Raw genomic sequence first — 18,366 nt, 5'->3', positions numbered from 1 at the left:
ATCACCATAGCAACGGGTACGGGAATCGCGCCTCAGCTCAACATCCCCTGTATCCGGCCCTGTTCAGTCCAAGACCCGTGCCAGATACGCGCGCAGCAGTTCCCGTGTCTCCTCGATGATCCGCGCGTCCCCCTCCGGGGCGATGCGGAAGGCCAGGTGGACGAGGCTGTCGGCGGCCTCCACGGCGACCAGGAAGGTGCGCCGGAGGTCCTCGTCGGGGGTGCGGTCGAGGTAGTCGGAGAGGAGGTCGGTGAGGCGGTCGGCGACGCGGGTGTTGGGCTCGGCGTCGCGGGTGCCGACGGGTATCTGGTTGCCGAAGTCGACGAGGGAGAAGCCGGGGGCGGTGCGCTTCATGGCGAGGTACTCGTCGAGTACGGCGTCCATGGCGGCGCGCCAGCCCTGCGCGCCCGTCGCCCGGAGGCGTTCGGTGACGCGTTCGGTGTAGCGCTCGAGGTTGCGCTGGGCGAGCGCGTCGGCCATGGCGCGCTTGTTGCCGAAGAAGCGGTAGACGGAGCCGATGGGGACGCCGGCGCGCTGGGCCACGGCCCGGGTGCTCAGGGCGTCGTAGCCGACCTCGTCGAGGAGGGCGGCACAGGCGTCGAGGATCCTGGTCAGTCGTTCGGCGCTGCGCCGCTGAACGGGCGCGCGGCGCAGCGGGGTCGCTTGGGGCACAGGCTTCATGATGCCTTTCCGCCGGGATCCGGTGAACCTCCCGTGTCGCCAGGGCCCGCGCCGCCGCCCCCGCTCGCCGTCGATGTCGGCGTCGACGCGGGGGTCGACGGGGGCGACGAGGCAGGTGAGGCAGGTGTCGGCGGCCGGGTCGATGCGGCGGCCTCGGAGGCGGTGATGTCCGCCGTGCTCTCGACGGCCTTGCCGTGGACGGCCCACACCGTGCGGTCGTCGGCGTACAGGCGCGCGGTGACGTGGTGGGTGCCTCGTGGGACCAGGTCGCCGGTGAGGTGGTACGCGGCGGTGCGCAGGGTGGCGAGGTTCCGGCCGTCCAGGGACAGCAGCGCGACGCCGCGCCCGGCCACGGCCGCCGCCTTTGCGGCGGCGGGCGAGAAACGGAAGCGGTGGACGGTCAGGCGGACGTCCCAGCCGTCGTCGGAGGCCGGTTGGACCTCGATGGCGACCTCGGGTGCGCTCTTCTTGTCGACCTCACGGTAATGCCGTCCTTCTTTGTCCGTATCATCCAGGATTTTGCCCACGGGCGAGGGCGACACCGCGTCCCTCCGCCCGTGTGCGGCGCCGGTGCCGCAGCCCGCCGATCCGCCGAGCAGGACGCAGACCGCGAGCGCGGCGAACAGTCCACGCTTCCACGACATGCCGGGGAGATTAGAACAACGCCCTGACAGGCGGATCCCCCTGAAGTCGGGTTCTTGGGCCGTGCCGCCGACCCTGGGGTGTACTCCGCACGGAGGTTCCGGCGCCTCGCGTTCGCCGGCCACGCACCTCGGCGTACCTCTTGCGCGCGAAAAAACTGAATCCTACGGTGAAGCATAGGAATCAGGCGCGAGGGAGCGATCATGAGCGGGGACGCGAGGAAGACGGCCGAGGGGCTGACCTACCTCACCGGATTCGGCAACGAACACAGTTCGGAGGCGCTCCCCGGGGCGCTGCCGCACGGCCGCAACGCGCCCCAGCGCGCGCCCCTCGGGCTGTACGCGGAGCAGCTGAGCGGTTCGGCGTTCACGGAGCCGAGGGCGCACAACCGGCGTTCGTGGCTGTACCGGATCCGTCCGTCGGCCGCGCACCCCGCGTTCACACGCACGGACAACGGGGCGCTGCGCTCGGCGCCCTTCACGGAGACCGAGCCCGACCCGAACCGGCTGCGCTGGAACCCGCTGCCGGAACCGGCTCGGGGCACCGACTTCCTCGCGGGCCTGTGGACGCTGGGCGGCAACGGCGACGCGACCCAGCGCACCGGCATGGCCGTGCACCTGTATCACGCCGACTCCTCGATGGACCGCGTCTTCAGTGACGCCGACGGGGAGCTGCTGATCGTGCCGGAGCGGGGCGGGCTGCTGCTGCGGACCGAGTTCGGGCTGCTGCGCGTGGAGCCGGGCGGGGTGGCGCTGATTCCCCGTGGGGTCCGCTTCCGGGTGGAGCTGCTGGACGCCGCGTCCGACGGCGGGCAGGGCCCGACGGCCCGCGGCTATGTGTGCGAGAACTACGGGGCGCCCTTCCAGCTGCCCGACCTCGGCCCGATCGGCGCCAACGGACTGGCCAACGCGCGGGACTTCCTCGCTCCCGTCGCCGCGTACGAGGATGTCGAGGGCCCGGTGGAGGTGGTCAACAAGTTCTGCGGAAACCTCTGGACGGCGACGTACGACCACTCTCCGCTGGATGTGGTCGCCTGGCACGGCAACCATGTGCCGTACGTCTACGACCTGCGCCGCTTCAATGTGATCGGCACGATCAGCTACGACCACCCGGATCCGTCGATCTTCACGGTGCTGACCTCGCCGAGCGACACCCCGGGCCTCGCCGGGGTCGACTTCGTGGTGTTCGCGCCGCGCTGGCTGGTGGGCGAGGACACCTTCCGGCCGCCGTACTTCCACCGGAACGTGATGAGCGAGTACATGGGGCTCATCGAGGGGGCGTACGACGCGAAGGCGGAGGGCTTTGTTCCGGGGGGCGGTTCGCTGCACAACATGATGTCGGCGCACGGGCCGGACCGGGAGACCTTCGACCGGGCCAGCGCCGCCGAACTGCGGCCGCAGAAGATCGACGACGGACTGGCGTTCATGTTCGAGACCCGGTGGCCGGTGACCGCCACGGCGCAGGCGGCGCACGCGGAGCATCTGCAGCGCGGGTACGACGACGTGTGGCAGGGCCTCCAGCGGCACTTCCGCCCGTTGCACTGAGCGTCGGCGACCGGTACGGATATCCCTCGTGACCTCCTTCGCCCCGGACTCGATCGTCCTGAACCGCAAACTCCCGCTCTGGTATCAGGTGTCGCAGTCCCTGCGCGCCTCGATACTCGGGCGCTCGCCCCAGGAGCCGCTGCGTCTGCCGACCGAGGAGCGGTTGGCGGGTCACTACGGGGTGAGTGTGCTCACCATGCGGCAGGCGCTCAAGGAGCTGGAGGACGAGGGGCTGATCACCCGCCATCGGCGGCGGGGCACGTTCATCGAGCCGAGCGCGCAACGGGGCGCTCCGGTGCGGCTGCTGGGCTCGGTGGACACGATCGTCGCGCAGCAGTCGGGCATGACGACCGAGCTGCTGGACCACGGGACCGTGCCGGTGCCGGCCGAACTCGCCGAGCACTTCCCGGATCTGGCCGAGGTGGGGACGTACCACCGGCTGCGCGGCGACGAGAAGACCGGTGAGCCGACGAACCACGCGCGCAACTACGTCCGTCCCGAACTGGCCGCCCGGATCGACCCGGAGGACCTGGTGCGCTGGCCCATGACCAAGGTGCTGCGGGACGTGGTGGGCGTGCGCATCAGCCGGATCACCGACACGGTGGAGGCGCGGCTCGCGGATCCGGAGACGGCCCGGCTGCTCCAGGTGCCGCTGCTCAGCCCGATCCTGCACTACACGGGCATCGTGCACGGCGAGGACGGCCGCGCCCTGGACGTGGCCCGCATCCACTACCGCGGTGACCGCTTCTCCTTCACGGTCACCCTCGACGCCCACTGACGATGGCGTACGAGACCGGCGCGCACCGCCCACGTCGTACGATGCCGGGCGTGACGCACGACGACGCTCCGCTGCTCGCGGACCTCATGCCGTGGTCCGTCGCACCGCCGAGGCTGGGCCGGGGGTGGCCGACGGCGCCCGACGCGGCGTCCCTGAAGGCGCGCTGGGACGCGCTGATGAAGGCCGAGGGACAGGGCCGCGAGGCGTTGTTCGGCCCGACGCGCTCGCGCACGACGCACTCGGCCGTCGGGCAGCTGCCCGGGCAGTCCAGCGGGACGGCCCGGCTGGAGCGCGAGTCGGGGCCCTGTCCGGAGCCGATACGCGTCCTGCACGGCCCGTTCGACGAACAGTGGCTGATCCCGGACCACCGGCTGATCGACGCGGCGCGCCCCGAGTTGTGGCGGGTGGCCGACGAGCGGCAGGTGTTCGTGGTGGAGCAGACGGCGGTGCCGGACTCGTCGGGGCCGGTGCTGCTGGTCGCGTCCGTGCTGCCGCTGAGCGCCGGTCGCGGCGGCCGTGTCCGCCCGCTCCACCGGCGCCCTGGGGGCCTCGAACCGAATCTGGCGCCGGGCTTGTTGGAGCACCTCGGCTCCTGCCTCGGCCACTGCCCCGACCCCGTCGACGTCCTCGCCTGGACGGTCGCGGTCGCGCGGTCGGGCCGGGACGGGTGTGCCGTCCCGCTCACCGCGGACCCGCGAGCGTGGGCGCACGGCGTCGGGCTGGGGCGCCGGATGCTGTGGCTGATGCGCCGCGACGGCGAGCGTCCCAAGCTCCCCGGTGGCCGCCGCCCCTATGTCCGCGCCCCGCTCCCGCCGCGCCCCCTCGACGTGCGCTACGACCGCGACGAGGAGGTCCTCCTCCTCGACGAGGGCCGAATCTCGCCCGTACCGCCGGAGGCCTGGGACTTCGAGGTGGGCGGAGTGCGCGTACTGGAGCAGTGGTTCGCGGCCAGGACCGAGCCGGCGGAACCGGCCGAGCCGGGCGCCCTGGAGGCGATCCGGCCCGTCGGCTGGCCACAGGCCTGGACGTCCGAGCTCCTGGAACTCGTCACGGTGCTGACACTGCTCGCGGAACTCCGCCCCCAGCTGGCCGAGTTGACGATCGACTCGCCGGTCACGCGGACCGAGCTGCGCGAGGCGGGTGTGCTGCCCGTTCCGGAGGCGGCGCATCGGCCCGCGTCCGTCCTCGACCACCACGAAGAGGGCCCCGAGGGCCAGTTCGCGCTGATCTAGGGCCTGTTGACCCAACCCTTCGGTTCGAACGCGTCCAGCACCCGCCCCAGCGCCCGCTCGAACACCGCCTCCAGGTCGATCGGGCCCGCGTCCTGCGTGAAGGCGGCCGCCATCCGCGGATACGCGCCGGTCGCGATCCGGCCGCCGAGGTAGGCGATCCGCATCGCCTGCTCCTGCTCCTCGGACCAGGGCAGGGAGCGGGCGCGTTCGGCGGTGGCCAGTTCGTTGCCGACGTACGTCGTCACCACGCCGTTGAGCATCGCGATCAGCTCCATCTTCGTGCCGTACGGCGCGTCCAGCGGGTCGAGGCAGACGAGACAGTGCTCCAGGTAGCGCAGGGCGTTGGGGCTGAAGCCGTAGACCGGGGACATCAGGCGCGGCAGCCACGGGTGGCGGTACATGAGGGCACGGGTCTGATGGGCGACCCGGAGCATGTCGGCGCGCCAGTCGCCCGTCGGCTCCCAGTGCTCGTGCTCACCGCTGATGGCGTCAACCATCAGCTCGTACAGGTCCTCCTTGCGCGGGACGTAGTTGTACAGCGACATCGTGCCGCAGCCCAGCTCGGTGGCCACGTGCCGCATCGAGACCGCGTCGAGCCCGTCCGCGTCCGCGATGCGCACCGCTGCGGCCGCGATGTCCGCCCGGCTGTAGGCCGCCCGCGGACCACGGCCCGCGCGCTCGGGGCGGGCCCAGATCACTTCGGGTACGGCACTGCGCCCTGTCATGTCGTCGATCACCTCGCCACCATCCTAGTTACGTACACCGTACGTAGTGCGCTATGGTCGCCCCATGACAACTACGTACGCCGTACTTAGTGAAGGTCTGAAGAAGAGCTTCGGAGCCAAGGGGGAGGTCGTCCACGCGGTGCGTGGGCTCGATCTCGCGGTGGCCGAGGGCACCGTCTGCGGGGTGCTGGGGCCGAACGGCGCGGGCAAGACCACGGTGGTGCGCCTGCTCACCACGCTGCTGCGGCCCGACGCGGGGTCCGCGCGGGTCGCCGGGCACGACCTCGTACGGGAGGCGGCCGCGGTGCGCGGCGCCATCGGGGTCACCGGGCAGTACGCCTCCGTCGACGGCGACCTCACCGGCCGGGAGAACCTGCGGCTGTTCGCACGGCTGCACCGGATGCGGGACGCTCCCACACGCGCCGGTGAACTCCTCGAACGCTTCGGGCTCGCCGAGGCCGCCGACCGGCCCGCGTCCACCTACTCGGGCGGTATGCGGCGCCGCCTCGACCTCGCGGCGAGCCTGATCCGCCGCCCCGAGGTGCTCTTCCTCGACGAACCCACCACCGGGCTCGACCCGGCCAGCCGCAACCAGATCTGGGAGGCCGTGCGCGCCCTGAAGGGCGAGGGCACGACCGTGGTGCTGACCACGCAGTACCTGGAGGAGGCCGACCGGCTCGCCGACGACATCGCGCTCGTGGACCACGGCAGGGTCGCGCACACCGGATCGCCCGCCGAGCTCAAGGCGCTCATCGGCTCGTACGCGGAGGTCGTCGTCGCCCACGCCGACGCGATGCCCGGCGCGGCGGCCGTCCTCGACCGGCTCACCGGCTCCGAACCGGCGTTCGCCCCGGAGCGGCACGCGGTCGGGGCGGCGACCACCGATCCGACCCTGACCCTGCCCCGGCTCGTCCGTGAACTCGACTCCGCGGGGGTGCCACTGCTCGACGCCAGCCTGCGCCCGCCGACGCTCGACGACGTCTTCCTGCGCCTCACCGGACGCCGCACCGACCGCAAGGAGCTTGTGACATGAGCACATTGGCGTACGACGGGACCGCGATGCTGGGGCGGCACCTGCGCCGGATCCGGCACAATCCCGGGCTGCTGATCCTCACCCAGTCCATGCCGATCACGATGCTGCTGTTCTTCGGCTACGTCTTCGGCAGCGCCCTCGCGACACCCGGACATGAGTACCGCGCCTTCCTGGTGCCTGGACTGATGGTGGCGACCGCCGCCAACGGGATCATGACCGGCATGTTCCAGGCCGCCCAGGACTCGCACCGGGGCGTGATGGACCGCTTCCGTACCCTGCCGATGAGCCGGGCCGCCGTGCCGCTCGGGCAGGCGCTCGCGGACCTCGTGGTCACCGCCGTGGGCACGGTGCCGCTGATGCTGGTCGGGCTGGCCGTGGGCTGGCGGATCGAGGGGTCGGCGCTCCGGGCGGTGGCCGGCGTCGGACTCCTGCTGCTCTTCCGGTTCGCGACGACATGGATCGGCATCGTGCTGGGGCTCGCCTCACGGAGCGAGGAGGCGGCCGGGCAGCTGGGCAGCGCGACGTTCATCCTGCCACTGCTGTCGAACGCGTACATCCCCACCGACAACCTGCCGGGCTGGCTGCGCACGGTGGCCGAGTGGAATCCGATCAGCGCGGTGACCACGGCACTGCGGGACCTCTTCGGGAACGCGCCGGTGCCGGACGAGGGGGCCTGGCCGGTGACCCATCCGGTGGCCGGGGCGCTGACCTGGTGCGCCGTCATCCTCGCCGTGTTCGGGCCGCTCGCCGTGCGCCGGTACGCGACCGGGGAGCGATGAATCCCAACGGGTGTTCCGACATCCGGGGTTGACGACCGCCGAGGGCCGGAGGGAGGGGGAGGCGGGAGACGCCGCGCGCCGCCGGGTGGGAACGAGGCGCACGAAAAGGTGAACGGAGGTGCACCCGCGCTCCGGGGCGGCGCTGCGTGCCGTGGGGACGACGGGCGGCGAGAACGCAGCGCTTGCGCCGGGGCGGTGTGATCGCCTGAGCGCGGGTTCGAGTACCGCGCGACCGTACTAGTGGCCGCCGAACAGCGAACGACGCAGCCGCTTCAGAGGGGCGAAGAGCGAGACCCGCCGTACGCGCGCGCCCCTCCCACTGCTGTCGTGCGCGGTGTCACGCGCGGTGAGCTCGCGCATCAGCGAGGTCGCCTCGGCCGTCTCGCGCTGCGGGACGGCAGGGCCGCCCAGCACCGCCAGATGGCGGTCGAGGCGCGAACTGGTCGCGCTGCTCCCGCAGGTGATCGCAGGGACACGTGCCCTGCTGCGCACTGTTATCTGTTCCATGTCTCTCCCCACCCGTACGAGTCCACCCGGCCCGGGCAGGCTAACCCTATCGCTCCCTCGTGGCACTCGTGTATCGCGGTGGCAGGATTCACCTTCCCCGTAAGGGTGTTGACGGTTACTCTCCGAATCCAACCGATTTCAGGGCGAGTTGCGCAACTGGCGAGGTGGTGGGCTGTGCCGAGCCCCCCTGCGGCTCGACGGTGACAGCGAGTGACGTGGCGTTGGGGTTCAGTCCGTCGGCTATCAAGGGCGTGTCGCCCTCGAAGAGCCCGAGGGAGCGCGGTTGCACGTTGGGGCGCATGAGCCACAACTGGTGCACGCGCCCCCCCGACGGGGTGCCGAGTCCGCTCAGGGTCACGACGGCGCGCCGCTCCGATGCGGAGGCGACCACTCCGATTCCGCGGCCCCGTGCGTCCCGGCCGCTCGTCGCCCGGGCGTCGGGGGCCGCCAGAACGTGGGCGATCTCACGTGCCTGGGCCCGCTCCTGGTCCAGCTTGTCCTGGGTCTGTGTCGCCTGGACGGCGAAGAGGGACGCCACGACGAGCGCCGCCGCGGCGGTGGCGGTGGAGAGCGGGGCGAGCAGCGACCGGAAGCGCGGGGCCCGGCCGCGCGCGGGCCCGTGCGCGGCGCGCCCACGGGGCACGCCGTTCGGCAACGCCTGCGACGGGTGGGCGGGGTGCGACGGGTCCGGCGCCTCCTGAGGAGTCGTCCGTACGGCGGTCAGGACCCGTTCACGCAGGGCGGCCGGGGCGGGTGCCGCGGTGGACCAGGCGAGCCGCACCGCGTCCTCGCCCAGCTCCCGCACCTCGGCCGCGCACCGGGGGCAGCCCTGCAGATGGCGCTCGAAGCGGCGGCGTTCGTCGGGTTCCAGCGCGTCGAGGGCGTAGGGAGCGGCGAGCGAGTGCAGATCGCGGCGCAGCAGACGGTCGAGGACGCTCATACGACGCCTCCCTGGGGGTGCGGGGCGCGGCTGGGCGGTTCCAGGGCGCGGATACGGGGGTGTCGGGAGCCAGGAAGAAGGCGCCGCGGGTGTGGCACACGGCCTTGGCGGGCGAACTCGGGTGCCGGCGCGGGGGCCTGATGGGCCGGCACGCCGTCCCCGTGGCGCGGTGTCCGACGCACGTTCATGCCACACCTCCCAGGCAGTGGCGCAGCCGTGTCAGTCCGTCGCGCATGCGTGTCTTGACCGTGCCGAGCGGCAGGGAGAGGCGTTCGGCGACTTCGCGGTAGGTGTAGCCGTCGTAGTAGGCGAGGGTGACGGACTGCCGTTGCAGGGTGGTCAGCCGCTCCAGGCAGCGGCGTACCCACTCGCGTTCGAGCCCGGCCTCCACCTCCTCGGCGACCTGGTCGAAGGCGGGATGATGGGCGCGCTGCCCCTCGCGCTGCTCGCGTTCGGTGGCCGCGCGGGCGCTGCGGACCCGGTCGACGGCCCGGCGGTGCGCGAGGGTGAGGATCCAGGACAGGGCGCTGCCCCGGCCGGGGTCGAACCGCGCGGCGGAGCGCCAGAGTTCGAGCAGCACCTCCTGGGACACCTCCTCCGACTGGGCCGCGTCCCGCACCACGCGGCGTACCAGTCCGAACACGGGCCCGGACACCTGCCCGTACAGCTCCTCGAATGCCTTCTGGTCGCCTCCGGCCACGAGCACCAGAAGTTCGTCCGCCTCCACTCGTTCCCCCCTCCCCGGCCGCGTGCGGCCTGTCCCTGCATCTACATGTTCGCAGCGCGAGCGCCTCCGGATGGGTTACGGATCACGGCAGTCAAAACGCGGGTCGGTTGCCAAAGAGTGATGGAGGGGTGCCTGAGAGCGCCGTGGAAAGAATCCGGCCCGTCGATGAAACGAGCCGCGAAACCCGCCGTAAGAACGTTTGGGATTCGACCAATCCACCCGGGCGACCGCTCCGAATGGCGTGCGTCAGGCAATTGGGATCTGAGGACGGACGGCATGACACCTATCTCCAGGAGTGGCTTGGGACGCAGGAGTCTCGCGACCCTCGTCTGCGGTGCGCTGGCTGCCGGGGGGCTCGTGGCCGCCGGCGTAGCCGCGCTGGACCCCGGGGCGGCCTCCGCCTCCAGCCACCGGGAGGCCCCGCTGATCTCGGGCACTCCCCAGTACGACAACACCGACCTGTACGCCTTCGTCAGCCCGGACAAGCCGGACACGACGACGGTCATCGCGAACTTCATACCCTTCGAGGAGCCGGCCGGCGGCCCGAACTTCTACACGTTCGCCGACGACGCGCAGTACGACATCCACATCGACAACAACGGTGACGCGCAGAGCGAGCTGGTGTACCGGTACACCTTCAAGACGCATCGCAAGAACGGCGACACGTTCCTCTACAACACGGGCGCGGTCAACAGCCTCGACGACCCGGACCTGAACATCACGCAGACCTACGACATCGATCTGCTGCGCCTGCACAACCAGAAGCTGGTCTCCAAGACGAAGGTCGCGGACGACATCCCGGTCGCGCCGTCGAACGTCGGCAAGGCGTCGATGCCCGACTACACGAAGCTGCGCAACCAGGCCGTGTACAAGCTCGCGGGCGACTCGACGACCTTCGCCGGCCAGGCGGACGACCCCTTCTTCGCCGATCTGCGGGTCTTCGACCTGCTGTACGGCGGCAACCTGTCCGAGGTCGGGCGGGACACGCTCAAGGGGTACAACGTCAACACGCTGGCCCTGCAGGTGCCCAACTACATGATCCAGGAGTCGTCGAAGCAGCCGATCGTGGGCATCTGGTCCACCGTCCAGCGCAAGGACGCGCGCGGCTACTACACGCAGGTCTCGCGCCTGGGCAGCCCGCTGGTCAACGAGGTCGTCAACCCGCAGAAGGACAAGGACAAGTTCAACGCGTCCTCGCCCTGGGACGACGCGCAGTTCCTGAAGAACGTGACCAACCCGGAGCTGCCCAAGCTCATCGAGGCGATCTACAAGATCAAGGCGCCCGCCGAGCCGCGCAACGACCTCGTCGACGTGTTCCTGAAGGGCGTGAAGGGGCTCAACCAGCCGCCCAAGGTGCGCCCGGCCGAGGAGCTGCGGCTCAACACGTCGATCAAGCCCAGCATGCACCCCAAGCGGCTCGGTGTGCTCGATGGCGACAACGCGGGCTTCCCGAACGGCCGTCGGCTCACCGACGACGTGATCGATGCCTCGCTGCGGGTCGTCGAGGGTGAACTCCTCGGCCAGAAGACCGGTCTGTCGGACTCGGTCGACAAGAACGACAAGAGCTTCGAGAAGTCGTTCCCCTACGTGGCCGAGCCCACCTCGGGTTCGCGCGGACCGCTGGCGAAGGGCGCCGGCAGCAGCGTCAAGAACCAGCTGGGTGACGCCCTTCAGCCGGGCTCCGGCAGCACGAACACCATGCTGATCGCGGGCTCCGCGGCGGCGGGCGTGGCCGGGGTCCTGCTGATCGGCGCCGGCGTCATGTGGTGGCGCCGCCGCATGTACAACCGGGCCTACTGACCCGCCCTGGCGACCGGGCCCGGTGACCGGGCCCGGTACACCGACTGGCGCGGCCCGCATCCACCATCCCCCACGGTGCGGTCCGCGCCGTCCCCACCCCACGACGACCGTTCACCCCAAGGACTTTGAGGAGAGGGCATGTCCCCGCGTACGAACGAGAGCGCGCCGGAGGGCGAGCCCGCCGAGGTGACGACGGCCGGCGAGCAGGGGCCCGGGCGGAGCGCCCCTTCAGGGGCGCGGGAAACCGCGGGACCGGCCGAGGCCGACCCGCGGCCTCCACACGACGCCCGCGAACCCAAAGCCGAACCCGACGCCGAAGCCGAAGCCGAAGAACACCTGCCCGTGGCCGACGAACACCTGCCCGTGGCCGACGAACGCGTCGCCGCCGTCCGGCGGGTGTCCGCCTCGACGCGCCGCTGGCGAGCGGCCCAACTGGGCCTCTGCGCCGCCTCGTTGGCCCTCGCCCTCACCGCCGGGGCCGTGATCGTCGGAGCCCTGCGGGACGGCTCGGGCACCGCGGTCGCCGCGACGACCGGCGCCGTGTCACCGGAGTTGCTGGCCGGCGGGGACCTCGACGCCAGCATCACCTCGCTGCAGGCCCATCTGCGCACCCAGCCCAAGGACTTCGACAGCTGGGCCACCCTCGGGCTCGCGTACGTCGAGCAGGCCCGCACCAAGGGCGACCCCTCCCGCTACCCCCAGGCGCAGCAGGCGCTGGACCGCTCCCTGAAGCTGCGCCCCGGCAACGAGTCGGCGCTCGCGGGCCGCGCCGCCCTCGCCGCGGCACGGCACGACTTCACCGGCGCCCTGACCTACGCGGACAAGGTGCTGAAGGAGAACCCGTACAGCGAGCGCGCCCTCTCCTCCCGTATCGACGCGCTCGTCGAACTCGGCCGCTACGCCGACGCCTCGAAGGCCGCCGACCTGGCCGACTCGCGCCGGCCGGGCGTCCCCGTCTTCACCCGGTACGCCTACGTCCACGAGCTGCGCGGCGATGTGAAGACCGCCCGCCGCGTCCTTCAGCAGGCGCTCGACACGGCGACGAGCCGGGGCGACGTCTCGTACGTGGCGGCGGCGCTCGGCCAACTCGCCTGGAACCAGGGCGACTACGACTCCGCACTGAAGTACTACGCCCAGGCCCTGTCCGCCGACGACAGCTATCTCCCCGCGCTCGAGGGCCGCGCCCGCGCCCAGGCCGCGAAGGGCGACCAGGCGGCGGCGATCAAGGGCATGGAACAAGTCGTGGAGCGCTATCCGCTCCCCCAACCACTCGTCGAACTAGGCGAGTTGTACGAGGCCCGCGGCCGGGCCGGTGACGCGCAGAAGGCCCGCGACCAGTACTCCCTGGTGACCGCCTGGGTCTCACTGGCCCACTCCTACGGTGTCAACGCCGACCTGGACACCGCCCTCGCCGCCGCCGACCACGGCGACCGGGGGGACGCGCTCAAGGCGGCCCGCGCCGAGTGGGCCCGGCGCCACACCGTGCACACGGCGGACGCGCTCGCCTGGGCGCTGCACGTCAACGGCCGCGACAAGGAGGCCCTGCCGTACGCCCGCCAGGCCACGGCCACCGGCTACCGCAACGCGTCCTTCCTCTACCACCGCGGCATGATCGAGCGGGCCACCGGTCACGGGAAGGAGGCCCGCGCCTCGCTGAAGTCGGCCCTCGACCTGAACGCGGGCTTCTCACCCCTGGGAGCCCGTGCGGCTCGCGAGGCTCTGGGGGAGGCCAAGTGAGGGCCCCTCGAACGCGCGGTCGGCGGCCGAAGTCCCCGCAAGGGAGGTCGCGTCGGCTGTTCGCCTCCTGCGCGGCCGTCCTCACCGCCGCCTGCGCCCTCGTCCTCGTCCCCACCGGGGCCGCGAGCGCGCATCCGCTCGGCAACTTCACCGTCAACCGTTACGACGGACTCGTCGCCGCCCCCGGGCAGCTGCGCGTCGACCATGTCGAGGACCTCGCCGAGATCCCGGCCACCCAGGCCAAGCCCGACCTGGAGAAGCTCGGTATGACGGGCTGGGCCCGGCAGCGCTGCGAGACGGCCGCGACCGGAAGCAAGGTCACCGTCGACGGACATCCGGCCGCGCTCTCCGTCGCCACGAGCCGAGCGAAGCTGCGCCCCGGACAGGCCGGGCTCAACACCCTGCGCGTGGAGTGCCGGTTGACGGCCGCGCTGCCCGAGCACGGCACGGTCTCCCTCGGCTTCCACAGCGCCGGGGCCGACCGGGGCCCCGGCTGGCGCGAGATCACCGCGCGCGGCGACCGGATGACGCTGACCGCCTCGGACGTACCGGCCAAGTCGGTGTCGCACGAACTGACCAGCTATCCCAAGGCACTGCTCTCCTCCCCCGCCGACACCGCGACCGCGTCCCTGCGGATACGCCCCGGCGGCCCCGCCCTCACCGAGGAGCGAACGGAGGCCCCCGGTGCCTCCGTACTGCCCCGGGGCGCCGACCGCTGGACCGAGGCGCTGAACAACCTGGTGGCCCGCCATCACCTCACCGTCGGCTTCGCCGCGCTGGCCCTGGTCATCTCCGTGTTCCTGGGCGCCATGCACGCGCTCGCCCCCGGTCACGGCAAGACCCTGATGGCGGCGACGGCCGCGGCGCGCGGCGGCAAGGCGGGGCTGCGTGACGTACTGCCGCTGGCCGCCTCCGTCACGGTCACCCACACCCTGGGCGTGGTCGCCCTCGGCCTCCTGGTGACGGCCGGTTCGGCCGCGGCGCCCTCCGTGATCGCGTGGCTGGGCATCGCCAGCGGCGTCCTGGTGACCTTCGCGGGCGCCACGCTCGTACGCCGGGCCTGGCGCAACCGGCCGCGACGACCCGGACTCGGGCACGACCACGGACACGCGCACGACCACGCCCATGACCACCACGCGCACAGCCACCCTGACGAGCACGAGCACGACCACGAGCACGCCGAAGAGCACGAACGCCCCCTGGTGCTCGCCCACTCCCACGCTTCGGCCGCGACGGCGGCGGACAGCAAGCCGCACACACACGGGCACGAGCGCGGACACTCCACCGACCACGCCCACGACCATGGCCACCACCACGACCACGCGCACCCCCACCCCCACGCGCACGACCACGCCGTCTCCCCCGCTCTCGAACACACCCACGGCGGCTTCACCCACACCCACGAGGTGGCCCCCACCCTCCGCGGCACGATCCTGCTCGGTTTCGCCGGCGGACTCGTGCCCAGCCCCTCCGCCGTGGTCGTCCTGGTGGGCGCGGCGGCGCTGGGACAGGCGTGGTTCGGCCTCCTTCTCGTCCTGGCGTACGGCGTCGGTCTCGCCCTGACGCTCACGGCGGCCGGGTTCGCCGTCGTCAAGCTGAGCGACGGGATGAACCGGGCGCTGGCGAAGCGTCCCCGGTGGGCCGGGGGACCGACCGCGGCCCTGATCCGCAGGACCGCCCCCCTGGGTTCGGCGTTGATCGTCATCGCCCTTGGGGCTGGATTGGTGTTCAAGGGGGCGGCATCCGCACTCGGCTGAGCTACTTTTGTGCAGAAATCACGCGAAGAGACATCGCGAAGAGGCATCACGCGGATGCACAGCGGATACGAATGGGGGACACCCGTGTCCGAAGAGCCGGGCAGTGAACGTGTGATCGCGGGCCGCTACCGCCTCCTCTCCCCCTTGGGCGAGGGCGGTATGGGGACCGTGTGGCGCGCCCGTGACGAGGTGCTGCACCGCGAGGTCGCCGTCAAGGAGGTCCGTGCGCCCGCCGGGATCGCGGCGCATGACGTGGAACGGATGTACGCCCGGCTGGAGCGCGAGGCGTGGGCCGCGGCCCGGGTCGCGAACCGCAATGTGGTGACGGTGTACGACGTGGCGACGCAGGACGGCCGCCCCTGGATCGTCATGGAACTCGTCCGCGGCATCGCCCTGTCGGATCTGCTGGACTCCGAGGGCCCGCAGTCGCCGCAGCGCGCCGCCGACATCGGCGCCGAGGTGCTCTCCGCCCTGCGGGCCGCGCACGAGGCCGGAGTGCTGCACCGTGATGTGAAACCGGCCAACGTGCTGCTGTCGAACGAGGGCCGGGTCGTCCTCACGGACTTCGGTATCGCGACGGTCGAGGGCAGTTCGGCGCTGACGATGACCGGCGAGGTCATCGGATCGCCCGAGTTCCTCGCCCCCGAGCGGGCGCTCGGTCGTACGCCCGGGCCCGAGTCCGACCTGTGGTCGCTCGGGGTCCTGTTGTACGCGACGGTCGAGGGCAACTCGCCCTTCCGTCACAACACCCCGCTGAGCACTCTGCGGGCCATCGTCGACGAGCCGCTGCCGCCACCACGCCGCGCGGGGCCGCTCGCGCCCGTGATCGAGGGTCTGCTGAGGAAGGACCCGGCCGAACGGCTGAGCGCCGCGCAGGCGGAGAGCGATCTGCGGCTTGTCGCCGCGGGCGGCTTCCCGGCCGCGGGACCGCCGTCCCCGACCGCCCAGTCGCCGACGGTCTCCTCGTTCTCCCAGCCCGCGCAGCAGCCGCCGGGGTTCGGGCCTCCCATGACGCCGTCCCGGACCTATCCGCAGGGACCGCAGTCGGGTAACACCCCGTATCCGCCGCCCGCCGACACCCCCACCTCCACGGAGCCGGTCCGCAACCGGCGTGCGGCCGCCGCCGTGATCGCGGGTGTGATCGCGCTCGCACTCGCGCTGGGCGGACTGACGTACGCCTTGGTGAACCGTGACAACGGCGGCGGAAGCAGCAGCGGGAGCGGCACCAAGAGCGGTTCCGGCGGCGGGAGTTCGCCGTCCGCGAGCAGGAGCGGGAGCAAGAGCGCCGCGCCCGGCGGCTCCACTCCGTCGGCCAGTCCGTCGAGCAGCGCTTCCGCGAGCTCGCCGCCGGCCCAGTCCGTGCAGGTGACGGTCGCGGGTGCGCACACCGACTATTCCGGTTCCTGTCCGCCGCCCCAGGCCCAGGCGCCGACCTTCACGGCGACCTTCACGGTGGGCCGTGTACCGGTGGACGTCGAGTACCGCTGGGTGTTGAAGACGGGTGAGGTGTCCGACCCGGGGTGGAAGACCCTGTCGTTCTCGTCGGACGGTGGCAGGACCAAACAGAAGTCGATCTTCTTGACGACGTACAACGCGAGCGGGATCTTCCAGAACGAGATCAGCGTGGAGGTCCGGGGACCCGTCCGGACGACGTCCAACTCGGTGCCGTTCTCGGTGACGTGTGTGACGGAGACCCCGTCGGACGAGGCCTCCGCTTCCACGTCTCCGTGAGGGGCGGTCAGGCGACCGAGGTGAAGACCGGCAGATAGCCGCCGGAGTGGCCGGCCGCGGTGGGGTGGTACGACTCGGTGATGTTCAGCAGGTTCAGGCTGTGCAGCCAGGCGCTGCCGGAGCAGAGCTCGTGACCGGTGAAGGTGCTCCTGACGTCGCCGAAGGTGAAGCCGTGGTCGGCGGCGCGCTTGGCGATGGCGCTGTCCAGGTAGTCGGCGGCGTCGTTGATCGCGGCGCGCTTGGTGTCGGAGAGGCCGAGGCAGGTCGCGCCCAGTTTGTAGAACCTGGGGTAGCCGAGGACGACCACGTGTGCGGCGGGCGCCTTCGAGCTGATCGCGGAGTAGACGGAGTCGAGTTGGCCGGGGAGCGTGGAGTCGACGTATGCCTTGGCGGTGGCGATGCGGGACAGGCAGCCGCTGTCGGACTGGAGCACGCACGTCGTCATGACGTCCGCGAAGCCCGCGTCGTTGCCGCCGATGCTGAGAGAGACGAGGCCGGTGGAGGAGCTGAGCGGGCCCAGTTGGTTCGCCAGGACATCACCCGTACGGGCGCCCGAGCAGGCCGTGAAGTCGAACGACGAGGGTGAATGGGCGGCGGCCCAGAGATAGGGGTACGCCTTCGTGCTGCGCAAGCAGTCGCCGCTGGAGCTGATGTAGCTGCCCGCGCCGACACCGGACGAATAGGAGTCGCCGAGGGCCACATAGCCGGTGGCCGCGGCGGTTCCGGACGCCTGCGCCGTCGCTGCCCCGGTGAGGGCGAAGCCGACGGCGAGGAGGAGTGAGGTCACGTATGCCGTAATTCGGGAACGTCTCATGGAACCTCCCTTTAGCAGGATCTCTGCCACAACTGTCGTAGCAGCTACGCGTGTTGACAGGAAGTGTCCATGCCAAGACTTTTCGCCCGCCGACGGCCGTCGCCTGTCGTGATGACGGGGTGTCAATTCCCCCGAGCCACACCATGGATGGCCGCGCCACAGCAGTGCGTCGATACGGATCGCACCGGAGACCGCCCCGCCACGCCTCAACCCGCCCGCCCCGCAACGCGATTGCCCGGACGCGGCCGGCGTCTCCGGGGAACACGCGGTGAACACGCGCGCCGCATGTTCGAAGTCGACCAAGAAGCCCCCATGAGCGCCCACCGCGCCTTGACGGCCCCCAGCCCGCTGCGCGACATTGAAGCCCGGCATCCGGCGCTTCAGGGGGCAAAGTCGCCCATGCAGACCATAGGCATCAAGTCACCTTCATCAGACAGCGACAAGCGGACGGGGCGGGGTCCGGGGAGGGACCTGGTCCCGCTGCTCGCGGGCATGGCGGTGGCTGTCGCGGGGGTCGGCGCGGTCCTCGCGCTCGCCGACGTGGACTCTTCCCTGCGTGGCCCGCTCACGCTCTTCTTCCTGCTCGCCGCACCAGGAGCCGCCATCGGGGCCGCGCTGCGCGGGCTGGATCCCTTCGCCCGCACGGTGGTGTCCGTCGCGGGAGCGATCGCCGTCGACCTCCTCGTCGCCCAGGGCATGCTGGCGGTGCACCGGTGGTCGGTCCGTGGCGGAATCGTGGCCGTGACGGCGATCAGCGCTGTCGTTCTCCTGCTGGTGGTGGTACGGCGACTGCGCAAACGGATGGGGAAAATCCGTTCGAGTCGTTAGGTAACGGCCAAACCAACAAAAACGTGAGTCGTCGTTCCAGGCCTTGCCATATGGACGCAATCGTCAATACCGTCATACATCTCACCCGCATCGGACCATCACGCACATGCG

17 protein-coding genes are annotated in these 18,366 nt (G+C 71.5%); 10 read left to right on the top strand and 7 right to left on the bottom strand.

What is annotated here, in order from left to right:
* Positions 1-63 precede the first annotated feature (63 nt).
* Together ACIQTP_RS08070 and ACIQTP_RS08065 are read right to left on the bottom strand one after the other, a co-directional pair.
* Entirely contained in the window at positions 64-681 is a 618-nt protein-coding gene (locus ACIQTP_RS08070; RefSeq protein ID WP_403397473.1) for a TetR family transcriptional regulator, read from the bottom strand.
* Positions 678-1,325: a nuclear transport factor 2 family protein gene (locus ACIQTP_RS08065; RefSeq protein ID WP_403397471.1), complete on the bottom strand. Its 648-nt coding sequence runs from the start codon at positions 1,323-1,325 to the stop codon at positions 678-680. Before ACIQTP_RS08065 ends, ACIQTP_RS08070 begins: the two co-directional genes overlap by 4 nt.
* A gap of 201 nt (positions 1,326-1,526) precedes the next feature.
* Between ACIQTP_RS08065 and hmgA the strand changes: the two genes are divergently transcribed.
* From hmgA to ACIQTP_RS08050, 3 genes are read left to right on the top strand one after another with little or no spacing between them, the layout of a single operon-like run.
* Positions 1,527-2,867 (top strand): homogentisate 1,2-dioxygenase, encoded by a 1,341-nt coding sequence (hmgA, locus tag ACIQTP_RS08060; protein ID WP_403397469.1) that lies wholly within the window; start codon positions 1,527-1,529, stop codon positions 2,865-2,867.
* Positions 2,868-2,895: 28 nt separating this feature from the next.
* On the top strand, positions 2,896-3,645 hold the full coding sequence (locus tag ACIQTP_RS08055; RefSeq protein ID WP_402044009.1) for a GntR family transcriptional regulator: 750 nt from the start codon (positions 2,896-2,898) through the stop codon (positions 3,643-3,645).
* A gap of 41 nt (positions 3,646-3,686) precedes the next feature.
* Positions 3,687-4,877: a type ISP restriction/modification enzyme gene (locus ACIQTP_RS08050; protein WP_403398127.1), complete on the top strand. Its 1,191-nt coding sequence runs from the start codon at positions 3,687-3,689 to the stop codon at positions 4,875-4,877.
* On the opposite strand, the gene ACIQTP_RS08045 is transcribed toward ACIQTP_RS08050, so the two are convergent.
* Positions 4,874-5,602, bottom strand: a complete 729-nt coding sequence (locus tag ACIQTP_RS08045; protein ID WP_403397467.1) for a TetR/AcrR family transcriptional regulator — start codon at positions 5,600-5,602, stop codon at positions 4,874-4,876. The genes ACIQTP_RS08050 and ACIQTP_RS08045 overlap by 4 nt on opposite strands.
* Before the next feature lie 64 nt (positions 5,603-5,666).
* On the opposite strand from ACIQTP_RS08045, the gene ACIQTP_RS08040 reads away from it, so the two are divergent.
* Together ACIQTP_RS08040 and ACIQTP_RS08035 are read left to right on the top strand one after the other, a co-directional pair.
* Positions 5,667-6,635 carry an ATP-binding cassette domain-containing protein gene (locus ACIQTP_RS08040; RefSeq protein WP_403397465.1) on the top strand — a complete coding sequence of 323 codons (969 nt, stop codon included), beginning with the start codon at positions 5,667-5,669 and terminating at the stop codon, positions 6,633-6,635.
* Entirely contained in the window at positions 6,632-7,414 is a 783-nt protein-coding gene (locus ACIQTP_RS08035; protein ID WP_403397463.1) for an ABC transporter permease, read from the top strand. Before ACIQTP_RS08040 ends, ACIQTP_RS08035 begins: the two co-directional genes overlap by 4 nt.
* Before the next feature lie 237 nt (positions 7,415-7,651).
* Here ACIQTP_RS08035 and ACIQTP_RS08030 read toward each other — a convergent pair whose 3' ends face one another.
* From ACIQTP_RS08030 to ACIQTP_RS08020, 3 genes are all read right to left on the bottom strand, one after another.
* Positions 7,652-7,921, bottom strand: a complete 270-nt coding sequence (locus tag ACIQTP_RS08030) for a hypothetical protein (RefSeq protein ID WP_054231078.1) — start codon at positions 7,919-7,921, stop codon at positions 7,652-7,654.
* Positions 7,922-8,036: 115 nt separating this feature from the next.
* Complete coding sequence (locus ACIQTP_RS08025) at positions 8,037-8,861, bottom strand: anti-sigma factor domain-containing protein (RefSeq protein ID WP_403397461.1); 825 nt, start codon at positions 8,859-8,861, stop codon at positions 8,037-8,039.
* Positions 8,862-9,045: 184 nt separating this feature from the next.
* A complete protein-coding gene (locus tag ACIQTP_RS08020) occupies positions 9,046-9,588 on the bottom strand; it encodes a sigma-70 family RNA polymerase sigma factor (protein WP_168490255.1) in 543 nt (180 codons plus the stop codon).
* 276 nt (positions 9,589-9,864) lie between these two features.
* Here ACIQTP_RS08020 and ACIQTP_RS08015 point away from each other — a divergent pair, with 276 nt between their 5' ends.
* The 4 genes from ACIQTP_RS08015 (at position 9,865) to ACIQTP_RS08000 (ending at position 16,613) form a co-directional block, all read left to right on the top strand.
* Positions 9,865-11,388, top strand: coding sequence for a DUF4331 domain-containing protein (locus ACIQTP_RS08015; protein WP_402044024.1), 1,524 nt, complete (start codon positions 9,865-9,867; stop codon positions 11,386-11,388).
* Between the two features lie 138 nt (positions 11,389-11,526).
* On the top strand, positions 11,527-13,125 hold the full coding sequence (locus tag ACIQTP_RS08010) for a tetratricopeptide repeat protein (protein WP_403397458.1): 1,599 nt from the start codon (positions 11,527-11,529) through the stop codon (positions 13,123-13,125).
* A complete protein-coding gene (locus ACIQTP_RS08005) occupies positions 13,122-14,882 on the top strand; it encodes a sulfite exporter TauE/SafE family protein (protein ID WP_403397456.1) in 1,761 nt (586 codons plus the stop codon). The genes ACIQTP_RS08010 and ACIQTP_RS08005 overlap by 4 nt, the downstream gene beginning before the upstream one ends.
* Before the next feature lie 84 nt (positions 14,883-14,966).
* Positions 14,967-16,613 carry a serine/threonine-protein kinase gene (locus tag ACIQTP_RS08000; protein ID WP_403397454.1) on the top strand — a complete coding sequence of 549 codons (1,647 nt, stop codon included), beginning with the start codon at positions 14,967-14,969 and terminating at the stop codon, positions 16,611-16,613.
* A gap of 7 nt (positions 16,614-16,620) precedes the next feature.
* Here ACIQTP_RS08000 and ACIQTP_RS07995 read toward each other — a convergent pair whose 3' ends face one another.
* Complete coding sequence (locus tag ACIQTP_RS07995) at positions 16,621-17,427, bottom strand: SGNH/GDSL hydrolase family protein (protein ID WP_402044036.1); 807 nt, start codon at positions 17,425-17,427, stop codon at positions 16,621-16,623.
* Between the two features lie 399 nt (positions 17,428-17,826).
* Here ACIQTP_RS07995 and ACIQTP_RS07990 point away from each other — a divergent pair, with 399 nt between their 5' ends.
* A complete protein-coding gene (locus tag ACIQTP_RS07990) occupies positions 17,827-18,255 on the top strand; it encodes a hypothetical protein (protein WP_403398125.1) in 429 nt (142 codons plus the stop codon).
* The last annotated feature ends 111 nt before the right edge of the window (positions 18,256-18,366 follow it).

Origin of the sequence: Streptomyces sp. NPDC090798, from assembly GCF_044768965.1 — a bacterium.
Taxonomy (GTDB): Bacteria; Actinomycetota; Actinomycetes; order Streptomycetales; family Streptomycetaceae; genus Streptomyces.
This window is presented reverse-complemented; position numbering and strand designations above follow the sequence as displayed.

Bases quoted from the DNA above. Each gene is read 5' to 3' on its own strand.
- ACIQTP_RS08070 (WP_403397473.1), bottom strand. From the start codon at position 681: ATGAAGCCTGTGCCCCAAGCGACCCCGCTGCGCCGCGCGCCCGTTCAG.
- ACIQTP_RS08065 (WP_403397471.1), bottom strand. From the start codon at position 1,325: ATGTCGTGGAAGCGTGGACTGTTCGCCGCGCTCGCGGTCTGCGTCCTG.
- hmgA (WP_403397469.1), top strand. From the start codon at position 1,527: ATGAGCGGGGACGCGAGGAAGACGGCCGAGGGGCTGACCTACCTCACC.
- ACIQTP_RS08050 (WP_403398127.1), top strand. From the start codon at position 3,687: ATGCCGGGCGTGACGCACGACGACGCTCCGCTGCTCGCGGACCTCATG.
- ACIQTP_RS08045 (WP_403397467.1), bottom strand. From the start codon at position 5,602: ATGACAGGGCGCAGTGCCGTACCCGAAGTGATCTGGGCCCGCCCCGAG.
- ACIQTP_RS08040 (WP_403397465.1), top strand. From the start codon at position 5,667: ATGACAACTACGTACGCCGTACTTAGTGAAGGTCTGAAGAAGAGCTTC.
- ACIQTP_RS08035 (WP_403397463.1), top strand. From the start codon at position 6,632: ATGAGCACATTGGCGTACGACGGGACCGCGATGCTGGGGCGGCACCTG.
- ACIQTP_RS08030 (WP_054231078.1), bottom strand. From the start codon at position 7,921: ATGGAACAGATAACAGTGCGCAGCAGGGCACGTGTCCCTGCGATCACC.
- ACIQTP_RS08025 (WP_403397461.1), bottom strand. From the start codon at position 8,861: ATGAGCGTCCTCGACCGTCTGCTGCGCCGCGATCTGCACTCGCTCGCC.
- ACIQTP_RS08015 (WP_402044024.1), top strand. From the start codon at position 9,865: ATGACACCTATCTCCAGGAGTGGCTTGGGACGCAGGAGTCTCGCGACC.
- ACIQTP_RS08010 (WP_403397458.1), top strand. From the start codon at position 11,527: ATGTCCCCGCGTACGAACGAGAGCGCGCCGGAGGGCGAGCCCGCCGAG.
- ACIQTP_RS07995 (WP_402044036.1), bottom strand. From the start codon at position 17,427: ATGAGACGTTCCCGAATTACGGCATACGTGACCTCACTCCTCCTCGCC.
- ACIQTP_RS07990 (WP_403398125.1), top strand. From the start codon at position 17,827: ATGCAGACCATAGGCATCAAGTCACCTTCATCAGACAGCGACAAGCGG.